Source organism: Rhizobium mongolense USDA 1844 (genome assembly GCF_000419765.1).
Classification (GTDB): Bacteria; Pseudomonadota; Alphaproteobacteria; order Rhizobiales; family Rhizobiaceae; genus Rhizobium; species Rhizobium mongolense.
In genome coordinates, this window is sequence record NZ_ATTQ01000007.1 from 79,372 (window position 1) to 98,230 (window position 18,859).

The 18,859-nt window shown below is 61.8% G+C and carries 15 protein-coding genes and 1 pseudogene; 10 read left to right on the forward strand and 6 right to left on the reverse strand.

The window, feature by feature from the left end; all coding sequences use genetic code 11:
• Nucleotides 1-3 precede the first annotated feature (3 nt).
• On the forward strand, nt 4-894 hold the full coding sequence (locus A3C3_RS0114920) for a LysR family transcriptional regulator (RefSeq protein ID WP_022715401.1): 891 nt from the start codon (nt 4-6) through the stop codon (nt 892-894).
• Between the two features lie 153 nt (nt 895-1,047).
• Here the strand turns inward: A3C3_RS0114920 and A3C3_RS0114925 are convergent, their stop codons facing one another.
• The gene (locus A3C3_RS0114925; RefSeq protein ID WP_084796963.1) at nt 1,048-2,502 is read right to left on the reverse strand and encodes a PAS domain S-box protein; all 1,455 of its coding nucleotides are present in this window, start codon (nt 2,500-2,502) and stop codon (nt 1,048-1,050) included.
• 422 nt (nt 2,503-2,924) lie between these two features.
• On the opposite strand from A3C3_RS0114925, the gene A3C3_RS45255 reads away from it, so the two are divergent.
• The gene (locus tag A3C3_RS45255; RefSeq protein WP_022715404.1) at nt 2,925-3,074 is read left to right on the forward strand and encodes a hypothetical protein; all 150 of its coding nucleotides are present in this window, start codon (nt 2,925-2,927) and stop codon (nt 3,072-3,074) included.
• Between the two features lie 77 nt (nt 3,075-3,151).
• Here A3C3_RS45255 and A3C3_RS0114940 read toward each other — a convergent pair whose 3' ends face one another.
• Complete coding sequence (locus A3C3_RS0114940) at nt 3,152-4,018, reverse strand: alpha/beta fold hydrolase (protein WP_022715405.1); 867 nt, start codon at nt 4,016-4,018, stop codon at nt 3,152-3,154.
• Between the two features lie 223 nt (nt 4,019-4,241).
• On the opposite strand from A3C3_RS0114940, the gene A3C3_RS0114945 reads away from it, so the two are divergent.
• On the forward strand, nt 4,242-4,769 hold the full coding sequence (locus tag A3C3_RS0114945; protein WP_022715406.1) for a winged helix-turn-helix transcriptional regulator: 528 nt from the start codon (nt 4,242-4,244) through the stop codon (nt 4,767-4,769).
• A gap of 10 nt (nt 4,770-4,779) precedes the next feature.
• A pseudogene (locus A3C3_RS41530) lies at nt 4,780-5,489 on the forward strand (class I SAM-dependent methyltransferase).
• A 495-nt stretch (nt 5,490-5,984) separates the two neighbouring features.
• On the opposite strand, the gene map reads toward A3C3_RS41530, so the two are convergent.
• Nucleotides 5,985-6,818, reverse strand: a complete 834-nt coding sequence (gene map, locus A3C3_RS0114960) for a type I methionyl aminopeptidase (RefSeq protein ID WP_022715408.1) — start codon at nt 6,816-6,818, stop codon at nt 5,985-5,987.
• Nucleotides 6,819-7,104: 286 nt separating this feature from the next.
• On the opposite strand from map, the gene A3C3_RS0114965 reads away from it, so the two are divergent.
• Both A3C3_RS0114965 and A3C3_RS38480 read left to right on the forward strand, forming a co-directional pair.
• A complete protein-coding gene (locus A3C3_RS0114965) occupies nt 7,105-8,007 on the forward strand; it encodes an adenylate/guanylate cyclase domain-containing protein (protein WP_022715409.1) in 903 nt (300 codons plus the stop codon).
• A 96-nt stretch (nt 8,008-8,103) separates the two neighbouring features.
• Nucleotides 8,104-9,000: a phosphotransferase family protein gene (locus A3C3_RS38480; protein WP_022715410.1), complete on the forward strand. Its 897-nt coding sequence runs from the start codon at nt 8,104-8,106 to the stop codon at nt 8,998-9,000.
• Nucleotides 9,001-9,027: 27 nt separating this feature from the next.
• Here A3C3_RS38480 and A3C3_RS0114975 read toward each other — a convergent pair whose 3' ends face one another.
• The 3 genes from A3C3_RS0114975 to phaC all read right to left on the reverse strand — a co-directional run bounded on the left by A3C3_RS0114975 (nt 9,028) and on the right by phaC (nt 13,475).
• The gene (locus A3C3_RS0114975; RefSeq protein ID WP_022715411.1) at nt 9,028-10,026 is read right to left on the reverse strand and encodes an alpha/beta hydrolase family protein; all 999 of its coding nucleotides are present in this window, start codon (nt 10,024-10,026) and stop codon (nt 9,028-9,030) included.
• Between the two features lie 89 nt (nt 10,027-10,115).
• Complete coding sequence (locus A3C3_RS0114980; protein ID WP_022715412.1) at nt 10,116-11,360, reverse strand: DUF2778 domain-containing protein; 1,245 nt, start codon at nt 11,358-11,360, stop codon at nt 10,116-10,118.
• Nucleotides 11,361-11,639: 279 nt separating this feature from the next.
• Nucleotides 11,640-13,475 (reverse strand): class I poly(R)-hydroxyalkanoic acid synthase, encoded by a 1,836-nt coding sequence (gene phaC, locus A3C3_RS0114985; protein WP_022715413.1) that lies wholly within the window; start codon nt 13,473-13,475, stop codon nt 11,640-11,642.
• A gap of 153 nt (nt 13,476-13,628) precedes the next feature.
• On the opposite strand from phaC, the gene A3C3_RS0114990 reads away from it, so the two are divergent.
• The 4 genes from A3C3_RS0114990 (at nt 13,629) to recJ (ending at nt 18,854) form a co-directional block, all read left to right on the forward strand.
• Complete coding sequence (locus A3C3_RS0114990) at nt 13,629-14,045, forward strand: hypothetical protein (RefSeq protein ID WP_022715414.1); 417 nt, start codon at nt 13,629-13,631, stop codon at nt 14,043-14,045.
• Between the two features lie 222 nt (nt 14,046-14,267).
• On the forward strand, nt 14,268-15,485 hold the full coding sequence (locus A3C3_RS0114995; protein ID WP_022715415.1) for an LL-diaminopimelate aminotransferase: 1,218 nt from the start codon (nt 14,268-14,270) through the stop codon (nt 15,483-15,485).
• 67 nt (nt 15,486-15,552) lie between these two features.
• A complete protein-coding gene (locus tag A3C3_RS0115000; RefSeq protein WP_022715416.1) occupies nt 15,553-16,875 on the forward strand; it encodes a homoserine dehydrogenase in 1,323 nt (440 codons plus the stop codon).
• Between the two features lie 155 nt (nt 16,876-17,030).
• Nucleotides 17,031-18,854 (forward strand): single-stranded-DNA-specific exonuclease RecJ, encoded by a 1,824-nt coding sequence (gene recJ, locus A3C3_RS0115005; protein WP_022715417.1) that lies wholly within the window; start codon nt 17,031-17,033, stop codon nt 18,852-18,854.
• Nucleotides 18,855-18,859: the final 5 nt, after the last annotated feature.

Genomic DNA, 18,859 nt, shown 5'->3' on the forward strand with positions numbered 1-18,859 from the left:
CCAATGGCTGTGGATCTGAATGGCATCTCTGTTTTTCTGGCCGTCGCGGAGGCACGAAGCTTCCGCGCGGCCGCCGAGCACTTAGGTGTCACGCGGCCAGCGGTGAGCCAGACGATCCGTCGCCTCGAAGATCGGGTTGGCGTCGCGCTCGTTCAGCGAACAACCCGGAGCGTCAGCCTGACAGAAGCTGGCGAGCAGCTTTACCAGCGCGTGGCGCCAGCCATTGCGGAGGTCGGCCTGGCCCTGAACGCCACCGCGGATCGAGACATCGCTCCGAGCGGCCTTTTGCGGCTGGCAGTGTCCTCGATCGCAGAACGGTTCATCTCAGGACCGCTGCTGTCGAGCTTTGCGGACGCCTACCCTGCCGTCCAAATCGATCTGTCCGTCACGGACGAAGCATTCGACATTGTGGCGGAGGGATATGACGCGGGGGTGCGGCTTGGCGAAGTGATCGACCAGGATATGATCGCTATCCCGGTGTCGGGCGAGCAACGTCAGATCGCGGTTGCCGCGCCTTCCTATATCGAGCGCTTCGGGAAGCCCTCGCATCCCTCGGAGTTGGCCCAGCATCGCTGTATTGGCTGGCGTCCCGCACCGCACACCGCGCCTTACCGCTGGGAGTTTGGTGAAAATGGACGTGAGTTTGACGTGGCGGTCAATCCTCAGATCACCACCAATGATATGTGGTTGATGATCCGCACGGCCTGCGCCGGGGGAGGCATAACCTTTGGCATGGAGGAGACCTTCAGACCCCTCGTCTCATCCGGCAAGCTGGTGCCTCTCCTCCAAGAGTATTCCCCGCCGTTTGCGGGCTTTTTTCTCTATTTTCCCAACCGGCGGAATCTCGCCCCGAAGCTACGTGCCTTGGTTGAACATGTAAGGCGGTGGCGATAGCGCCGACGATCTGCGGTTCGAGTGAACCGCGGCGATCGGATGTCGCATCGATGCCAGGACTGAGCGGAAGCCGCGCTGTGGTGACCGGGGCGTGGCTGAAGGAGCCCAGCTCGGGCTTGCCCAAGTGGGCCGAGATCGTTGCGCGGCCTGCCGTCAAGCTTGCAGGCGATCGCGCGGGACTGACAACCGAATGACGAGGCCTTCCGGCTTCCAGTCTCGCTGGATCTCGCCGCCAAGCTGGCTACGGACCGTGGCGCGGCCGAGAGTCGTGCCGAAGCCGTCCCCGTCAGCGGCTTGTATTACGGGCGGGCCGTCTCGCTCGGTCCAGGTGAGGATGAAGGTGTCGCCTTCCTCTTCGCACGCGATTTCGACGCAGCCCTTGTCGGTCGACAGCGCCCCATATTTCGCGGCATTGGTCGCAAACTCGTGCAGCAGCAGCGCGAAGCTCGTGAGAGACCCCCCGGAGATCGTCGCGTCGGGGCCACTTACGACCGCATGGGGTGTGGATGCGTCTGCGCCGCGATCATATGGCGCTAGGATCGTCCGCAACAGGGTGTGGAGCGTGGTCGCCTGCTCGATGCGGTCCGACGCCTGGGACGTCCGCGTCACCGTCAAGGCGTGGGCCTGGGCGAGTGCTCCCAGCCTCTGAGACACTGCTGTGGCGAGCTCGCGCGGTGTCGTCGCCCTTTTTGCACTCAGCGACACGACGCTGCTCGCCAGCGCGAAAAGGTTCTTGACGCGGTGATCCATCTCTCGGAGGAGAAGGTGCTGCTGCTCTTCGGCGCGCCTGCGTTCGGTGATGTCACGCGCGATCTTGGATGCGCCGATCACTTGGCCTGCGCGATTTCGGATCGGCGACACCGACAAGGATATCTCGACAAGGCTCCCATCCTTGCACCGGCGGATGGTCTCGTAGTGGTCGATCTTTTCGCCCCGTCGAAGCCGGGCGAGGATGTTCGGCTCCTCGTCGGCTCGATCCAGTGGGATGAGCATGGTGACCGAGCGGCCGATGGCTTCTTCGGCAGTATAGCCGAAAAGCCGCTCGGCGCCGCGGTTCCAGTCGGTGATTGTGCCGTTGAGATCCTTTGCCAGGATGGCGTCGTCGGATGATTCGACTATAGCTGCGACCCGCTGCGCGGCTTCGTCGGCGACAGCAGCGTCCGATTGATCGACGAGCATGTTGACCGCACCGAGCAGCGTGCCCTCGGCGTCGAAGATCGGAGTCGGAAAGGCCCGGAACAGGACCCGGCGGCCGTCCGGTCGCTCGGCAAATGCTTCGAGCCCTCGCACCGGGCGCTTTTCGCGCAGCGCCACGGCCATAGGGCATTCGTCATGTGGCAGGGGCGTGCCGTCCGGCCAATATAGCTTCCAGGAGCCGCAGAATTCGCTCTTCCCGAGCTCCGGCCTCACTCCCCAGAGCTCGGCGGCCGCCTCGTTGTAGAAGGTTATCAGCCCTGACGCATCGGTCGTATAGACGGCTTCCGGTAGAGCCTGAAGGATGTGCTCGATCGTCATGTTCGCGTGAATCGCGATGGTTGCTGCGTGCGGTTCCGCCTCGTGAGGGGGCCTAGTGAAGGGCGTCTCGCTCTGGCTCAGGGGCTTGTTCATGCGATACTCCTCGTGGACTTCGTGACGGTCACATTGCTATTGGCTCTTCTCCGGGTGTCCGCACGATCTGGCCGCTGGTGCGGCTGAAGGTAAAGGCCCGTAAGGCGAAGGCTTAAAGCTACCGGATGCAGCGGCGGTTTGATAGGGCCCCGTCGTAAGCAGTCTGGATTTGACGATACTACCGGAAATCCCGCGTGTTCACCTTAATCGTGTCCCGGTGCAGGTCGGAAATGTAGATGTCGCGCGTGCGCAGTCCTTTGGGCGGCAAACCGCGCGGGTCGGGTGCGGGCGGTCCATGATGGAATTCGTCGCCCCGGGCCACGCTGCGGGAAGCCGCCGTCCCGGTCTCCGACACTCGCCAACTCGGCAGATAGATCCGTCAGGCTCTGCGCGACAAGCGAACGACTTCGCCCGCGCGCCGCATGCGACCGCGCACGGCGATCATTTCGGCCGAGAAAATGGTGCGCCGGTTCTTTCTTCTCGAACACCTGCGGCCAGACTACGAGATTGGCGATGCCGCTTTTGTCCTCGAGCGTGATGAACGTGACGCCTCAGCGCTGCCTGGCCGCTGATGGACTGGCACGATGCCGCGGTCTCGAGCCAGCGGCCGTCGCGGGCACCGCCGCCCTGAGCATCCCAAGCCGGTGGCCTAAGGCAGCTTTGAGGGATGCTGTGCACCGGTGTGAGCGTCGAATGCTGAAATGATTTCATCCCAATCCTCGGGATGAATTTCATGGCCGCCGCCCTCAAGACGGAGAAGTTCTGCGCCTTCGACGGTTTCTGCCAATAATTCGCCGTGCTCGACCGGGAAGATCGGGTCTGCCGTACCGTGGACGATGAGAAGGGGCGCGACCAACTCGCCGAGCTTGCTTTTCCACGCATCGCCACCCTTCAGCATGACATGATTGGTAGCACTGACGAAGTTTTTAGCGCGCTTGACGTCGCGCTCCACAAGATTACGGGTACGTTCCTCATCATGGCGGTGCGCCGTGCCAGCAATCATCCGCGTATCCTTGACGATGAAGTCGATGACCTGAGCGTTGTCGGTCCAATCAACGCTCTCGCCTGCCGCCGCATGCTCCATATAGGTATCGCTGGTTTGCGGTAGAGTGGAGGTGTCAACGCCGATCGGCGTGGTAGAGATCAGCGTCAGCGTTCTCACCCGCGCTGGATGGGCGAGGGCAGCGATCTGTGCGATCATACCGCCCAGCGACATGCCGACCAGATGGGCGCTCTCGATGCCGTAAGCTTCGAGTACGTGCATTGCTTCCTCGGCCATGTCGTCCATCGTATAAGGCGGGCTGCCCGGCTCGTAGAAGGTCGAAAGGCCGGTGTCGCGATTGTCATAGCGGATGACATAGCGGCCTTGGGCGGCGAGCTGATGGCAAAACTCTTCCGGCCACCAAAGCATTGAGGCCATGGCACCCATAATAAGCAGCGTAGGCTCGTGGGTCGGGTCGCCAAAAACCTGCGTGGCAATTTCCAGGCCGTCAGCCATGATGATGCTTTCATTCATTTCGGTGGTCCCTCCCTTGCAAAGGATGAAGTCGCAAAAGGCTGAGGTGTGAGTGTCGCCACGCTTAGCGATGGACGCAGCAGAGCGCGGTGGGTAAGGCTCATGGTTCCGGCTGTGGTGAAGTGCCTGCCATTGCCCTTCTCTATCCAATTGCATTATGCAACTGGTTGTGTTATTGCATAACCAATCCCATTATGCAACCGGTTTTCCCGGAAGGATCGATATGCTCGACAATCGCTCAGGCTGCCCCATCAACCTGACCATGGAAGTTATTGGAGACCGTTGGAGCCTTGTCGTCATTCGCGACATGATGTTCGGCAACCGCCGCCATTTTCGGGAACTGCTTGAGAATTCGATGGAGGGCATCGCCTCGAATATTCTGTCTGCACGGCTCAAACACCTCGTCGATATAGGCTTGCTCAGCCGCAGCGACGATCCAAGCCATAAGCAGAAGGTGATCTATTCGCTCTCAGAATCGGCGATCCAACTGGTTCCGGTCATGGCCACGATAGGCGCATGGGGGCGCCGGCACCGGCCCGCGACCAGGGAGCTCAGCATTCGGGCTCAATTGCTCGAAGAGGGCGGACCAGAGTTATGGGAAGAATTCATGGACGAGCTGCGCGTCCTGCATCTCGGGGCTTCACCCAAGAGCGAATTTTCCGTGCTGCAAAAACTGACGGAAGCCTTTCAAGCCGCCGCGGAAGCGACGAAAAGCGAACTTCCGTCAAGTGACCGAGACAAAATCAAGTGAGGTGGAGACGTTGGATCGTGCCGACTTCTATGACGCAGAATTAAAGCGGCACAACGGGCATTTGCGCGCCGCCGCGAGCGTTGGAGTACGTGACCGCGTGCTCGATATCGGTTGCGGGGCAGGACAATCAACGCGTGAGGCCGCCCGTGTCGCGGTGCAAGGCGACGCGCTCGGCGTGGATACGTCCTTGGAGATTCTCGAGGTTGCGCGACGACGTTCCAACGAAGCGGGGTTGCAAAATGTTGTGTTTGAGCACGGTGATGCCCAGCACCACGCATTTCCCGCTGCCAGATTCGACCTCTGCATCAGCCGGTTTGGCGTGATGTTCTTTGCTGATCCGGTGGCGGCGTTTGCCAATGTCGCCCGCGCGATGCGTCCGGGCGCGCGCCTTGTATGGATGGTTTGGCAGAGCCAGGAGCGCAACGAGTGGTCTGGTGCCATTCGGCGAACCTTGGCCCCCGGAACCGCGGTTTCCGCAGCTGCTGTCACACCGTTTTCACTTGGCGATCCCACCATCGCTAAAGAGCTTCTGAGCACGGCGGGCTTTGTTTCGATCGATTTTACCGACGTGCGAAGGACGCGCTCGCGCGAACCGATGAAGCGCCCGACAAGGCATTGCAGCGACTGCGCGATTTACTGGAGGCGCATATGACCACGCAGGGCGTACTGTTTGAGTCGCGCGCGTGGATCATTACCGCTCACAGGGGACAGAGTAGGTGACGGGTTGTCCGCGCTACGAACTTTAGCTCATTGCCGGCACTGTTAAATTCAACAATGGCTCAATCGAGCCGTTCCCTCGCCCTGGTGCACTTGCTCCTCAGTCTCGATGATCTTGGTGACCTCGAACTTCCTGAAGCGCCGAGGCCTTGACTTCCTGCAGGAGGGGTGGCTGCTTCGCCGAAGACGGCGGCCAGCGAAACCGAAACGCTCAAGCAGCGCCTTGGCGATCGGCTACGTATCGTGCCGCGGGATTAGCCAAAACAGCGGCAATCGAGATTCGTAACGGCAAGTGCAGTATCGCGAGGTCGCGGAAGCGGCCGCGTAGCCGCTCACGATGGCCGCGATAGTTCTTCCTTGGAGAGAGCCCGGGCAGCGGTCTGTTTGCGGATTAGAGCGGGCTTAGCCGGCTGTTCGGCAAAGAATTGGCGCTCGTCAACCGGCCATGGTGGCCTAAGTCGAAAGGCAGTTCATGGTTCTGGCGGAAGCGATCTGCGTTCACCCGTTGAGCGGCAGGCCCGGACGGTCGATGCCGCCGGGCGAAAGCGTGAAGATCTCGCAGCCGCCGGCCGTGACACCGACGGTGTGTTCGTATTGCGCCGAAAGCGACCGGTCGCGCGTGACCGCCGTCCAGCCATCGGCAAGCACCTTCACATGTGGACGGCCGAGATTGATCATCGGCTCGATCGTGAAGATCATGCCTTCGCGCAACTCCGGACCCTCGTTGGCCCGGCCGTAATGCAGGATGTTTGGCGAATCGTGGAAGAGGCGGCCAACGCCGTGGCCGCAGAAATCGCGGACGACCGAGCAGCGCTCGTTTTCTGCGTAGGTCTGGATCGCCTCGCCGATCGCGCCGGTGCGCGCGCCGGGGCGGACGGCGGCAATGCCGCGCATCAGCGCTTCATGCGTGACTTCGAGGAGACGTTCGGCGGCACGCTTGATCTGCCCGACCGGATACATGCGGCTGGAATCGCCGTGCCAGCCGTCGAGCACGAAGGTCACGTCGATATTGACGATATCGCCTTCGCGCAGCGGTTTTGCGTCCGGAATGCCGTGGCAGACGACGTGGTTGATCGAGGTGCAGGTGGATTTGGTATAGCCGCGATAATTGAGCGTCGCGGGATGGGCGCCGTTGTCCATGCCGAATTCGAAGACGAACCGGTCGATCGCGTCGGTCGGAAGCCCGGGCCTGACGATCGCCGCGAGTTCGTCGAGGCAGCGGGCGGTCAACTGGCACGCCTTGCGCATGCTCTCGAAGGCCTCGGGACCATAGAGCCGGATGGCGCCGGTATTCTTCGGCGGCGCGGAGGAGGCTTCGATATAATTCACCATTGCAGGGCCTTAGCGGAGATTGTCCTCATCGTACATAATGCAGCTATGCCGCGTTCGTCCATCGCGATCAACCGCTACCAAGAGATTTGTACCACTTCGACAAGGTGCGTCGGTATGCCTTTCCAGTCACGCGGTGGGTTTCACCCGTGTTTTGCGTCTTGCGCTCCACTCGGACGGCGCTTTCGGAGCGAAACGGACATTGCGCAAATCGCGCTTACAGAACCGGATTTATTGAGGACTTGCCCTAGCTTTTCTGATTGGACACAAGGAAACGCGGCGGGACATCATGAGCGAAACGCGACGCAAGCTGACCACCATCTTCTCCGCCGACGTGCAGGATTACACGCGCCTGATGGGTGCGGATGAGGAGGGCACGCTGGCGATGCTGAAGCGGTATCGCAATGCGATGTCGCGGCTAATCGCGTTGCACGGAGGGCGGGTGATCAATACCTGGGGCGACGGATTGATCGCCGATTTTCCGAGCGTCGTCGAGGCGGTGCGTGCGGCAGTCGACGTTCAGAACGAGCTCGCGGGCATGAACGCTACGCGGCCAGCGGACGGTCGCATGCTGTTCCGGATCGGCATCAATCTCGGCGATGTGATCGTCGAAGGCGAGGATCTCTATGGTGACGGCGTCAATATTGCCGCGCGGCTGCAGGCGTCTGCCACCGCCGGCGGGATCGTGATATCGAATACCGTCTACGACCAGGTCCGCAACAAGGTGGCCGTCGGTTTCGATTTTCTCGGGCCTTTGGTGGTGAAGAATGTCACGGAGCCCGTGCCGAGTTATGCCGTGCGCATCGGCGAAGGCACAAAGAGCGCCCTGCAGCCGGAGGCTGCAGCGAACCGCCCGGATGCTCCGGCAATGACCAATCGGCCGCTTGGCGCAAAGGCTCGCAAGATGTTTGGTCTGCTCGCCTTGTTGAGCGCTGTGCTGGTCGTCATTAATCTTCTTTCCTGGCGGGGCGTCTTCTGGGCGGCATGGCCGCTTCTTGCCTTTGCTGTCCTGACGGCAATGACATGGGTGCGGAACCAGAACCGCGTCGATCGGGGCATTGCCGCCCTCGGCATCGCCGGTCTTGGCATGATCGCGATCAACCTTTTATCGTGGCACGGGATATTCTGGGCGATATGGCCAGTTCTGGGCCTGGCTGCCGCTGCCGGCGTTCGGTGGGTGATGCGAAACTGACCCAACGAGCGCATTGGCCGTGACTACGAGGGGGCGTTGCCAGTGTTCCTGAATTGCGTATCTTGCCGCGCTGCTCGATGATCGACGAAAGGCACCATGACAACGGAAAAGTTAGATCAGTTCCGGGACATCATTCTCAGCGAGTATCCGGACTTGGCGGCATCGACATTCGAGCTCGCCCCGGTAGGCTGGGATTCGATCGCCGTTGACGTGGACGACCGGCTGATCTTCAAGTTTCCACGCAATGAGGTCGCACAAAAGGCGCTTGTGAGGGAGGCCGCACTGCTTGCTGTCGTGCGACCCAGGGTCTCAATGGCCGTCCCGGCGCTGCGCATTTTCGAGAGAGGTCAGCACCTGTTTTCTCTTCATGAGAAGCTGAAGGGCGAACATCTGCTCACGGCCGAATATGACAGGCTGCCGGAGGATGCGCGCCAGCGCCTTGGCGATGCATTGGGGCAGTTTTACACCGAACTTCACCGGCTCGACAAGGAGCAAATGGCGGATGCCGGCGCCGCGCCGATCGGCGCATGGCAAAGCCCTGCAACGCTTCGCGGCAAAGCCGTGCCGGCCCTTCCGGCCGAACTTCGCGGCGTGGCCGAGGATATCATCGCAGGATTCGAGCGGCTTGCGCCCGATCCCCACGGACAGACCTATGGCTTTTTCGACGGCCATGGATGGAACATGGCTTTCGACCGTGTGCGGAGCCGCCTCAACGGCATCTACGATTTTGCTGATTCCGGCTTTGGTCCGGTCCACCAGGAGTTCATCTATTCGAACTTCATATCGCCGGATCTCACCGAGCGGATCGCTGCGGCTTATGAAAAGGCGTCGGGCCGGACGCTCGACCGGTGCCGTATCGCGATCCTCACCGGTATTCATAGGCTGTCGGAACTGGCAGAGCTACCGGACGATTCCCGCCACGCTCCGGCAATGACCCACCATACCGTGATATGGCTCGAGACGATGTCGGACCGCGGGTTCGCTGCGAGCTAATGGGCGAAAAAGGCGGCGGAGACGATTTCAGACAACGGAACCAAAGAACCGAGCTGCGATGCTGGCGACTTCGTCGTGAATAGACCGCCGATCGATGCCATCGGCATCCGTGAATATGTCCGGTGCCAGTTTCCGGCCTTGCGGCGTCGGTTCCGGCACAAAAACGTAATGGTCAACTCCGCCTTTGAGAATATCCAGCCCGGCGCCTGGCAGATGGCTGTGCAGCCAGCCGCAGCACTCCTGCGCAGGCGCAATGGTATCCGCATCACCGCCGACAATTCGAATCGGCTTTGCGATCCGCTTCAGGCTCTCGGCCGAAAAGCCCAACACCGAGCGGCCAGGCGCAAGGACGAGGGCAGCATCAAATCGAGGGTCGCTATAGTCTTTTGATCTGCGGCTCCACGACGCGCGGAAAACTTCGCTGCGCTCCAGCAGGGGAGATATGTGGTCGGCCAGATCGGGAAACTCCCTCGGCCCACGGTGCGGGCTCTTGATCGGGTTTGCAGATTCAAACTGGGAATAGGCCACGCGTGCGCCCATCAGCAACATAGCCGTGTAGGCACCGGCGGAAAAACCAGCGACGCAGGCGTGAGCGCTGATCATTCCGCCCAGTTGCCTTCGCCAGCTGCGATCGTCGAGCATTGCACTTATGTCGCTTGCCCGTTCCCAGAGGCAGAGGAAGCCTTCCGGTCTGTAGGGTTCGGCACCGGTGTGGCCGTGATGATTGACCGCAAGGGCGACGAAGCCCCGCTGCGCCAGGCGATGGGCCAGCCATTCGAGACCGGCGGCAACTCCCCCGGTGCCATGAGAGAGCAGCACGAGGGAATGGGGCCTCGCTGCCGGTTTAAGAGCCGCGTCACGCGCAACAGGCTTCAGCCAAAACCAAGATGCTTCAGGTACGGTCGTCTCGACTGCGCCGTCATCCGCAGGATACCAGGCCGCCCAGGAAAGAGGCCGGGGGCCGCTACCCTCCCAATTCGTCCTGTTCGCATCAAGGCAGAGGCCTTTTGCGAAGCCCACCGGCATCTCATTGCTCCAATTCGCCAGCTATCCCGTCGCGTCCTACCTTCGCAGGAAGATGGACTAAAGGCCATCCAGCGAGGTGAGGCAGGTGCTTAGCTTCGTTTCGAAAACAGCGATGCGAGGCTTGGACGTGGAGAGGGCGGGTTTTTCAGGCGCGGCACGACCACGAGGCGTTTGACTTCGCCGCGCTTGAAGGCGGCAAGGAAGCGGCGGTAGTCCTTGAACGAGATGCATCCGTTGGAATCGCCACGCTTGCCGAGCATGTAGGTGTGGGCGAGCAGGCCGACGCGACCGTGGATCTTCTGCGGGCCGCCGATGGGATGGAGGCGGATCGCCTCGACGCCATGGAAAAGCGCTTCTCGCATGGCGAGGTCATAGGTGTGCGGCGGGGTGGGGCCGCGCATTTTCTTATCGGCGTAGCGCGGATTGTCGCGCATGGCGCCGAGGCCGGAATGGGCTTCGAGCCTTTCGCCGCTCGGCAGATAGACGATGCTGGCCTCGATATCGTAGATCGCCACCCCATTGCGGGCGCTCGGCATCAAGGCCGGCTTGGCGAATGCTGGCATCTCCTCGTCGTCATCTTCCGTTCGCGCATAGGCAAGAGCCGGTCCGGCTTCGGGCGCGTCGATCTTCGGCTTGCCGGGGCGTGCCATCGGCAGCGGAATATCGGTGCCAGGCGCCAGAACGAGGCCGAAAGGCTCGTCGGACGTTGTCGTCTCGGCGGAGGCGGTTTCGACAGGAGCGGCGGCAGGTATCGGCTGGGCGGAAGGAAGCGTTGCCGCAAGCGCGAGGCTTGACGCCGGTTCAACCGGCTTGGCGGAGGCGGTCTGAAGCGAATAATCAGGTGCCGGAAGGGCCGCAGGCGCGGTGACCGCCGGAACTGGTGCGGCGCTTGCAAGCACCAGCGCCTGCTGCTTCAGCGCTGCGGCTATCGCCGCGCTGTTGTTGCGCATGGCAAGCAGCGACAGGCCGCGGCGCTGCATGAGGGCGACCATATCCTTGGAGGATTTTGGCGAGGGTTCGGCAACCATGCGGTCCGAAACCGTCGTCTGGCCCGGAAGGCGCGAGAACTTGCTGACGCGGATCAGCGGATGCGCAGGCGTGGCAACATGTGGAGCCGGCTTCCGGGCGATCGCGACATCGGCGATCGTCGCAGCTGCGGGTTGCGGCATGGCGGAGGCGTGCATGGCCGCGATCGAGGCAATCGTCCAGGCGGACAGAGCGACCGCGATACCAATTGCAGCAGTTCCGGAGATGAGCCGGAGGGGTCTGGCTGAGCGAAAAAAAGCCCAGCCGAAAGGGTTGACGCTTTCACGCGTCTCAACAGCAAACGCCATACTACTCGGTTTCCCAACGCGTCACATTACCGGCGGCTTACGCGGAACGCCCTTGCCGGAGCCGGTAATGAAGCAAGAGGGCCAAAATGAGGCCCGATGCGGCTTGCCGACTGCCTGGAAGCATGACGCACTATGGTAACTAATTCCTTTACGGGCTTATCTGGCTGGACGAAATGGACCGGTTTGCCTGTCCTCGCGATGTGTAACGAAGGAGCTGGCGCCGTCGCCGGCGAGCCTCATCGCCTTTGAAAGAACGCGTTTGCCTTGCAAGCCGTGCCGTTATGCCCGCTCCATGACGTAGCTGCCCGGTGCTTCCTCGATGGCGTTGAGGGCCGTGCCGCCGGGTTTGCGCGCTGGCACGCGTTTAGCGTCCTTGGCTTCGATCCAGGCGTGCCAGTGTGGCCACCAGGAGCCGGGGTTTTCCTCGGCTTTGGCAAGCCAGGTGTCGTAATCGCCCCTGGTCGGGCCGCCGGTCCAGAACTGATATTTCTTCTTGTCGGGCGGGTTGACGACGCCGGCGATATGGCCGGAGCCGGCCAGCACGAAATCGACTTTTCCGCCGAAGAACCGGCTGCCGACGAAGACGGAGTTCGCAGGAGCGATATGGTCTTCGCGGGTCGCCAGATTGTAGACCGGGATCTTCACGTCCTTCAGCGATACGGTCTTGCCGCCAAGCATCATTTCGCCGGCGGTGAGCGCGTTCCTGAGATAGCAGTTGCGCAGGTAGAAGGCGTGGTTGGCGGCCGCCATGCGGGTGGAATCGGCATTCCAGAAGAGTAGGTCGAAGGGCATCGGCATCTCGCCCTTCAGGTAGTTGTTGACGAAATAGGGCCAGATCAGCTCGGAGGCACGCAGCATGTTGAAGGCGGTCGCCATCTTCGAGCCGTCGAGATAGCCGGTCGCCTGCATATGCGCCTCGAGTGCTTCCAGCTGCTCCTCGTCGACGAAGACCTTGAGGTCGCCCGCATGGGTGAAGTCGACCTGGGTGGTGAACAGCGTCGCCGTCTTGATGCGCTTGTTTTTCTCCTTGGCGTGCAGCGCCAGTGTTGCCGCAAGCAGCGTGCCGCCGACGCAATAGCCGACGCTATTCACATCCTTTTCATCGGTCGCCTTTTCGATCGTTTCCAGCGCGAAATCGATGCCCTCGCGGGCATAGGCCGTCCAATCCTTCCCGGCATGGCGGGCATCAGGGTTCACCCATGAGATGACGAAGACGGTATGGCCCTGGTCGACGCACCATTTAATGAAGGATTTCTGCGGGTTGAGGTCGAGAATATAGAATTTGTTGATCCACGGCGGGCAGATGAGGAGAGGGCGTCTCAGCACCGTATCCGTGGACGACTCGTACTGGATGATCTGGCAGATGTCATTCTGCGCGATCACCTTGCCGGGGGTCAGCGCCATGTCCCGGCCGACGGCGAATTTGGTCATGTCGGTTTGGCGCAGTTTCAGGTCGCCGCGGCCGGCCGCGATGTCCTCCGCCAGCATCTTCATACCGCGCACCAGGTTTTCGCCGCTGGTTGCGATCGTTTCGCGGTAGAGCTGCGGGTTGGTGGCGACAAAATTGCTCGGCGAAAGGGCAGCGGTGATCTGCTTCACGTAGAAGCTCGCCTTATGTCTTGTATGCTCGTCGAGCCCCTCGGTCTGGGCGACGATTTTCTCTGCCCAATCGGCGGTGATGAAATAGACCTGACGCAGGAAATCGAAGAAGGGGTTCTTCTGCCAATCTGCGTCGGAAAAGCGCTTGTCCTTGCGCTCCGGCTCGGGCTCGCCAGCCTCGCCTTGCAACCGTTGCATCGAACGCATCCAGACGCCGAAATAGCTGCTCATCAGCTGTGTTTGCGCCTCGAAAGTCCGGCGCGGATCGGACATCCAGTATTCGGTGACCTTCGAGAGCGTCTTGACCATGTCGGTCATCGGCGCGGCGAGCCGGTCGTTGATTTCCCCGCTCTTGCGCGGCGCCAGCCAAACGGAGGCCGCCTTGCCGAGGTTTTCCAGCGCGCGGGCAATGTTCATCGCCATCGCCTCGGGATCCTTCAACAGGTAAGGATCGAGATTCGGTTCGAAACCCGGGGTTTTCGTCTTCCCGCCATTTTCCTGCTTGCTGTCGGTCACGTGTCTCCTCCGGCGGCAGCATTCTCTTGCATATTAAGTTGTACATCGTCCCGGATCGAGAAAACAAGTTCAACGCAAGCGCACTCGTGCTATTGCTTTGTTGCTGCGACAAATTTAACAGTCGCTGAGGCTTCAGGATTTGGAAGATCTGGCATGACGACGAACGGCATCTTAGGCATGGCACTCGCAACCCGCATGGCACTCGCTGCCGCGGCCGCAGCGATGACGCTTGCTGGATGCGCATACACGCCGGAGCAGAAGGCGGCCGCCGCGGCGCGGCGCGCGCCTCCGACGGCCGTCGTCATGACGCCGACCAAGGGCGAGGAGCCGGCACAAAGCAGCCTTGCCCATTATCCGGACGGCTATCCGAGCTTCGGCGCGCCGCTGACGGCAGCAAACGCCCAGATGAGCAACGAGGAAGCCGCAAGCTTGGGGCAGAAGCTTTCGGGACTTCGCGTCCAGCGCAAGGCAGGCACGATTTCGGAAGCCGAATATCAGCGGCGGGTGGCCGAATATCGCAAGCTTGCCGCCGAGCACGGCACAGACGCGCTCTCTGCAATCGGCAATTAAGCCTTGCCTTTCAGGCGATTTGGACGCAAAGCCTTCCGCAGCTGGCGGGAGACGCAATTTTCCCGATAATGCGCGTCTGTCGCGGCCTTTCGTCAAAGATTCGCCGCGGGACGAAAGTCTGATGAATACGGCGTTTGCGATTGTGAAGTTCGTGTCGCAGGCAGCCGGGAACAAACGAGCTTCGAGCGCGGTCATGGTGGCCGCATTTCCATGGGGAAAGAGATGGAAGAGTTTCACAAAGTCCGGCGTTTGCCGCCTTACGTTTTCGAACAGGTCAACCGTTTGAAAGCGAGCGCGCGAGCGGGCGGCGCCGATATCATCGATCTCGGCATGGGAAATCCGGATCTCCCCACTCCAAAGGCGATCGTCGACAAACTGTGCGAGGTCGTCCAGGATCCGCGCACGCACCGCTATTCCTCCTCCAAGGGCATCCCCGGCCTTCGCCGGGCACAGGCCGCCTATTACGCCCGCCGTTTCGGCGTGAAGCTCAATCCGGATACGCAGGTCGTCGCGACCCTCGGCTCGAAGGAAGGCTTCGCCAACATGGCGCAGGCGATCACCGCGCCGGGCGACGTCATCCTCTGCCCGAACCCGACCTATCCGATCCATGCCTTCGGCTTCCTGATGGCGGGCGGTGTGATCCGTTCGATCCCGGTCGAGCCGGATGAGAACTTCTTCCAGCCCTTGGAGCGGGCCGTGCGCCACTCGATCCCGAAGCCCTTAGCGCTGGTCCTCAACTATCCGTCCAACCCGACGGCCTTTGTCGCGACGCTCGATTTCTACAAGGATGTCGTTGCCTTCGCGAAGAAGCACGACATCATCGTGCTTTCGGACCTCGCCTATTCGGAAATCTACTTCGATGGAGAGCCGCCGCCTTCGGTCCTGCAGGTTCCTGGCGCCATGGATGTCACCGTCGAGTTCACCTCGATGTCGAAGACCTTCTCGATGCCCGGCTGGCGCATGGGTTTTGCGGTTGGCAACGAGCGGCTGATCGCGGCCCTGACGCGCGTCAAGTCCTACCTTGACTACGGCGCCTTCACGCCGATCCAGGTCGCGGCGACGCATGCGTTGAACGGCGACGGTTCCGACATCGCGGAAGTCCGCAACGTCTACAAGCGCCGCCGCGACGTAATGGTCGAGAGCTTCGGCAAGGCCGGTTTCGACGTGCCGCCGCCGGCAGCCACGATGTTTGCCTGGGCGAAGATCCCGGAAAAGTTCCGTCATCTCGGTTCGCTGGAATTTTCCAAGCTGCTTGTCGAAAAGGCCGATGTCGCGGTCGCACCGGGCGTCGGCTTCGGCGAGCAGGGCGACGATTACGTGCGTCTGGCGCTCGTGGAGAACGAGCATCGCATCCGCCAGGCCGCCCGCAACATCAAGAAGTTCCTGTCGACGGCCGACGAGACGATGCACAACGTCATCTCGCTCAACGCGCACCGCTGATATCTTCACACTTCAACGGCAGCCGCTTTTTGGCGGCTGCCTCTCATAAAACACGCAGGATCGTTCCATGACAGACGCCCTCAAAATCGGCATTGCGGGCCTTGGCACCGTTGGTGCTTCGCTCGTCCGTATCATTCAGAGCCGCAGCAACGAGCTTGCTGCCACATGCGGGCGGCCGATCCTGATTACGGGCGTTTCGGCTCGCGACAAGACCAAGGACCGCGGCCTTCATCTTGCCGGCGTCGAGTGGTTCGACCGGCCGGAAGACCTGGCTGAAAAAGGTGACATCGAGGTTTTCGTCGAACTCATCGGCGGCGCCAACGGCCCTGCCAACAGTTCGGTGCGCGCCGCTCTCGAACGGGGTCTCCATGTGGTGACGGCCAACAAGGCGCTGCTTGCCTATCACGGCGTCGAACTGGCGACGATCGCGGAAAAAAAGGGCACGCTGCTGAATTTCGAAGCGGCCGTGGCCGGCGGCATTCCCGTCATCAAGGCGCTGCGTGAATCGCTGACAGGCAACACGATTTCGCGCATTTACGGCATCATGAACGGCACCTGCAACTACATCCTGACCAAGATGGAGAAGGAGGGCCTCTCCTTTGCAGATTGCCTGAAGGAAGCACAGCGTCTCGGCTACGCCGAAGCCGATCCGGCCTTCGACATCGAGGGCAATGATACGGCGCACAAGCTCTCGATCCTGACGACGCTTGCCTTCGGCAACCAGATCGCGGCTGACGACATCTACCTCGAAGGCATAACGAATATTTCGATCGAGGATATCCATGCGGCGGCCGAGCTCGGCTATCGCATCAAGCTGCTCGGCGTCGCACAGCGCACCGATACCGGCATCGAACAGCGCGTGCACCCGACCATGGTGCCTGTCGATTCGGTCATCGCCCAGGTGGACGGCGTCACCAACGCTGTGGCGATCGAGTCCGATATTCTCGGTGAATTGCTGATGGTTGGCCCGGGGGCCGGCGGCAATGCGACTGCATCCTCGGTGCTTGGCGACATCGCCGACATCGCCAAAAGCCAGCCTGGCGCGCAGCGCGTGCCGGTTCTCGGCCATCCGGCAAAGGCGCTGGAATCCTATCGCAAGGCCCGGATGAAGAGCCATGAAGGCGGCTACTTCATCCGCCTGACGGTGCTTGACCGCACCGGCGTTTTTGCGAGCATCGCGACGCGCATGGCGGAAAACCACATCTCTCTGGAATCCATTGTGCAGCGGTCGCAGCAGCACCTGGCGCCGTCGCACCACCAGACGATCATCCTTGTCACCCATGCAACGATGGAGGATTCCGTGCGCAAGGCTGTTGCTGCTATCAAGGGCGAAGGCTACCTCGTGGGCGAACCGCAGGTGATCCGCATCGAGCGTCCCAAAGAAGATTGAGAACCCGTCTTCCTTAAAAGAACTGATGAGCGAGGCGGCCGGGGGGCATTCTCGTCCACAGCTAACATGGGCCTTCGCGTCCAAAATCGTTGTGTGCTCCACCAAAGCCACATAAATCTGCCGACAGCGCCCCGGTCCCGGGGCGGTGACAAGCGATGGGCGATCAGAGGGGCGTTGTGGATTTAGCGGCCGATCCGGTACAGCGGGCATTCCTGGGAGTGGAGAAATCCGTCCTCGATAACCGCTGGGTGTCGCGCCTGGATCAGGCGGGACAGAACCGCGCGCTTGCCATATCGCAGGTGCACGGCCTGCCGGATTTGATTGCCCGCGTGCTTGCCGGGCGGGGTGTCGGGGTCGACGAGGCCCTGGAATTTCTCGATCCGACGATCCGCAGCCTAATGCCTGATCCCTATACGCTGACGGATTGCGAGAAGGCGGCCAGACGTCTGGTCGAGGCAATCCGGCGCGGCGAGAACGTTGCGATCTTCGGCGACTATGACGTCGATGGCGCGGCTTCCTCGGCGCTGATGTACCGTTTCCTCACGCATTTCGGCGTTAGGGCCAATATCTACATTCCCGATCGCATCTTCGAAGGCTACGGACCCAATCCGGGCGCGATCGATCAGCTGATCGACAACGGCGCGCAGCTGATCGTGACGGTCGATTGCGGCTCGACCAGCCACGAAGCTCTGGGGGCCGCCGAGAAGCGAAATATCGACGTCGTCGTCATCGATCACCACCAGGTGACACATGATCTGCCGCACTGCCATGCTCTGGTGAACCCGAACCGCGAGGACGATCTTTCGGGGCAGGGGCATCTCTGCGCTGCGGGCGTCGTCTTCCTGGTGCTGGTCGCGGCGCTGAGGCTGTTGCGCGAGGCGGGCGACAAGCGAATTTTGGCGATCGACTTGCTGCAATGGCTGGACATCGTGGCGCTGGCGACGGTCTGCGATGTCGTGCCGCTCAAGGGGCTGAACCGGGCCTATGTCGTCAAGGGCCTGGTCGCCGCGCGCCACCAGAGCAATGCCGGGCTCACCGCACTTTTTCGCAAGGCGGGCCTTTCCGGACCGGTGACGCCCTATCATTTCGGCTTCCTCATCGGTCCGCGCATCAATGCCGGCGGCCGCATCGGCGACGCGGCACTCGGCAGCAGGCTTCTGACGCTGGACGATACCGGCGAGGCGGAGGCCATCGCCCAGCGGCTGGACGAGCTCAACCGCGAGCGCCAGGCGATGGAAGCGGCGATGCTGCAGGAGGCCGAGGCGGAGGCGCTTGCCGAGTATGGAGACGGCGAGGGAGCTTCGGTGATCGTCACCGCACGGGACAAGTGGCATCCGGGCATCGTCGGCCTGCTGGCTGCGCGGCTGAAGGAGAAATTCAAGCGTCCGGCCTTCGCCATCGCCTTCGACCCGTCGGGCCGCGGAACGGGCTCCGGCCGCTCGATCAACGGTTTCGACATGGGAAGGATGGTGCGCGCGGCGGTCGACGAAGGCCTGCTTCTCAAGGGGGGCGGCCATGCGATGGCCGCGGGCTTGACCGTCGAGCGCGAAAAGCTCGGAGCCTTGCGCAACTTCTTTACAGAACGTGCCGAAAAAACCGTTGCGGCGCTGGTTGCCAATGAGACGCTGAAGATCGACGGCGCGATCGGCGCCAGCGGTGCGACGATCGAACTGATCGACCGGCTGGAAACGGCCGGGCCCTACGGCTCGGGGCATTCGCAGCCGATCTTCGCGGTGCCCGCGCATCGCCTGCGCGACGCGCGGATGGTCGGCGAGAAACATGTGAAGGTAACGCTTGAGGCGATGGACGGCTCCCGCCTCGACGGCATCGCTTTCCGGGCCGCGGACACCTCGCTCGGCAACCTTCTGCTCAATTCCCGCGGGGCGAGCCTGCATGTGGCGGGAATGCTGGGGGCCGAGCATTATCAGGGTGCGCGGCGCATCCAGCTGCGTGTCTGCGACGCGGCGCCGGCGCGGTAGACCGA

Coding starts and splice junctions, on each gene's coding strand:
- A3C3_RS0114920 (WP_022715401.1), top strand. CDS start 4: ATGGCTGTGGATCTGAATGGCATCTCTGTTTTTCTGGCCGTCGCGGAG.
- A3C3_RS0114925 (WP_084796963.1), bottom strand. CDS start 2,502: ATGAACAAGCCCCTGAGCCAGAGCGAGACGCCCTTCACTAGGCCCCCT.
- A3C3_RS45255 (WP_022715404.1), top strand. CDS start 2,925: ATGCGACCGCGCACGGCGATCATTTCGGCCGAGAAAATGGTGCGCCGG.
- A3C3_RS0114940 (WP_022715405.1), bottom strand. CDS start 4,018: ATGAATGAAAGCATCATCATGGCTGACGGCCTGGAAATTGCCACGCAG.
- A3C3_RS0114945 (WP_022715406.1), top strand. CDS start 4,242: ATGCTCGACAATCGCTCAGGCTGCCCCATCAACCTGACCATGGAAGTT.
- map (WP_022715408.1), bottom strand. CDS start 6,818: ATGGTGAATTATATCGAAGCCTCCTCCGCGCCGCCGAAGAATACCGGC.
- A3C3_RS0114965 (WP_022715409.1), top strand. CDS start 7,105: ATGAGCGAAACGCGACGCAAGCTGACCACCATCTTCTCCGCCGACGTG.
- A3C3_RS38480 (WP_022715410.1), top strand. CDS start 8,104: ATGACAACGGAAAAGTTAGATCAGTTCCGGGACATCATTCTCAGCGAG.
- A3C3_RS0114975 (WP_022715411.1), bottom strand. CDS start 10,026: ATGCCGGTGGGCTTCGCAAAAGGCCTCTGCCTTGATGCGAACAGGACG.
- A3C3_RS0114980 (WP_022715412.1), bottom strand. CDS start 11,360: ATGGCGTTTGCTGTTGAGACGCGTGAAAGCGTCAACCCTTTCGGCTGG.
- A3C3_RS0114990 (WP_022715414.1), top strand. CDS start 13,629: ATGACGACGAACGGCATCTTAGGCATGGCACTCGCAACCCGCATGGCA.
- A3C3_RS0114995 (WP_022715415.1), top strand. CDS start 14,268: ATGGAAGAGTTTCACAAAGTCCGGCGTTTGCCGCCTTACGTTTTCGAA.
- A3C3_RS0115000 (WP_022715416.1), top strand. CDS start 15,553: ATGACAGACGCCCTCAAAATCGGCATTGCGGGCCTTGGCACCGTTGGT.
- recJ (WP_022715417.1), top strand. CDS start 17,031: ATGGGCGATCAGAGGGGCGTTGTGGATTTAGCGGCCGATCCGGTACAG.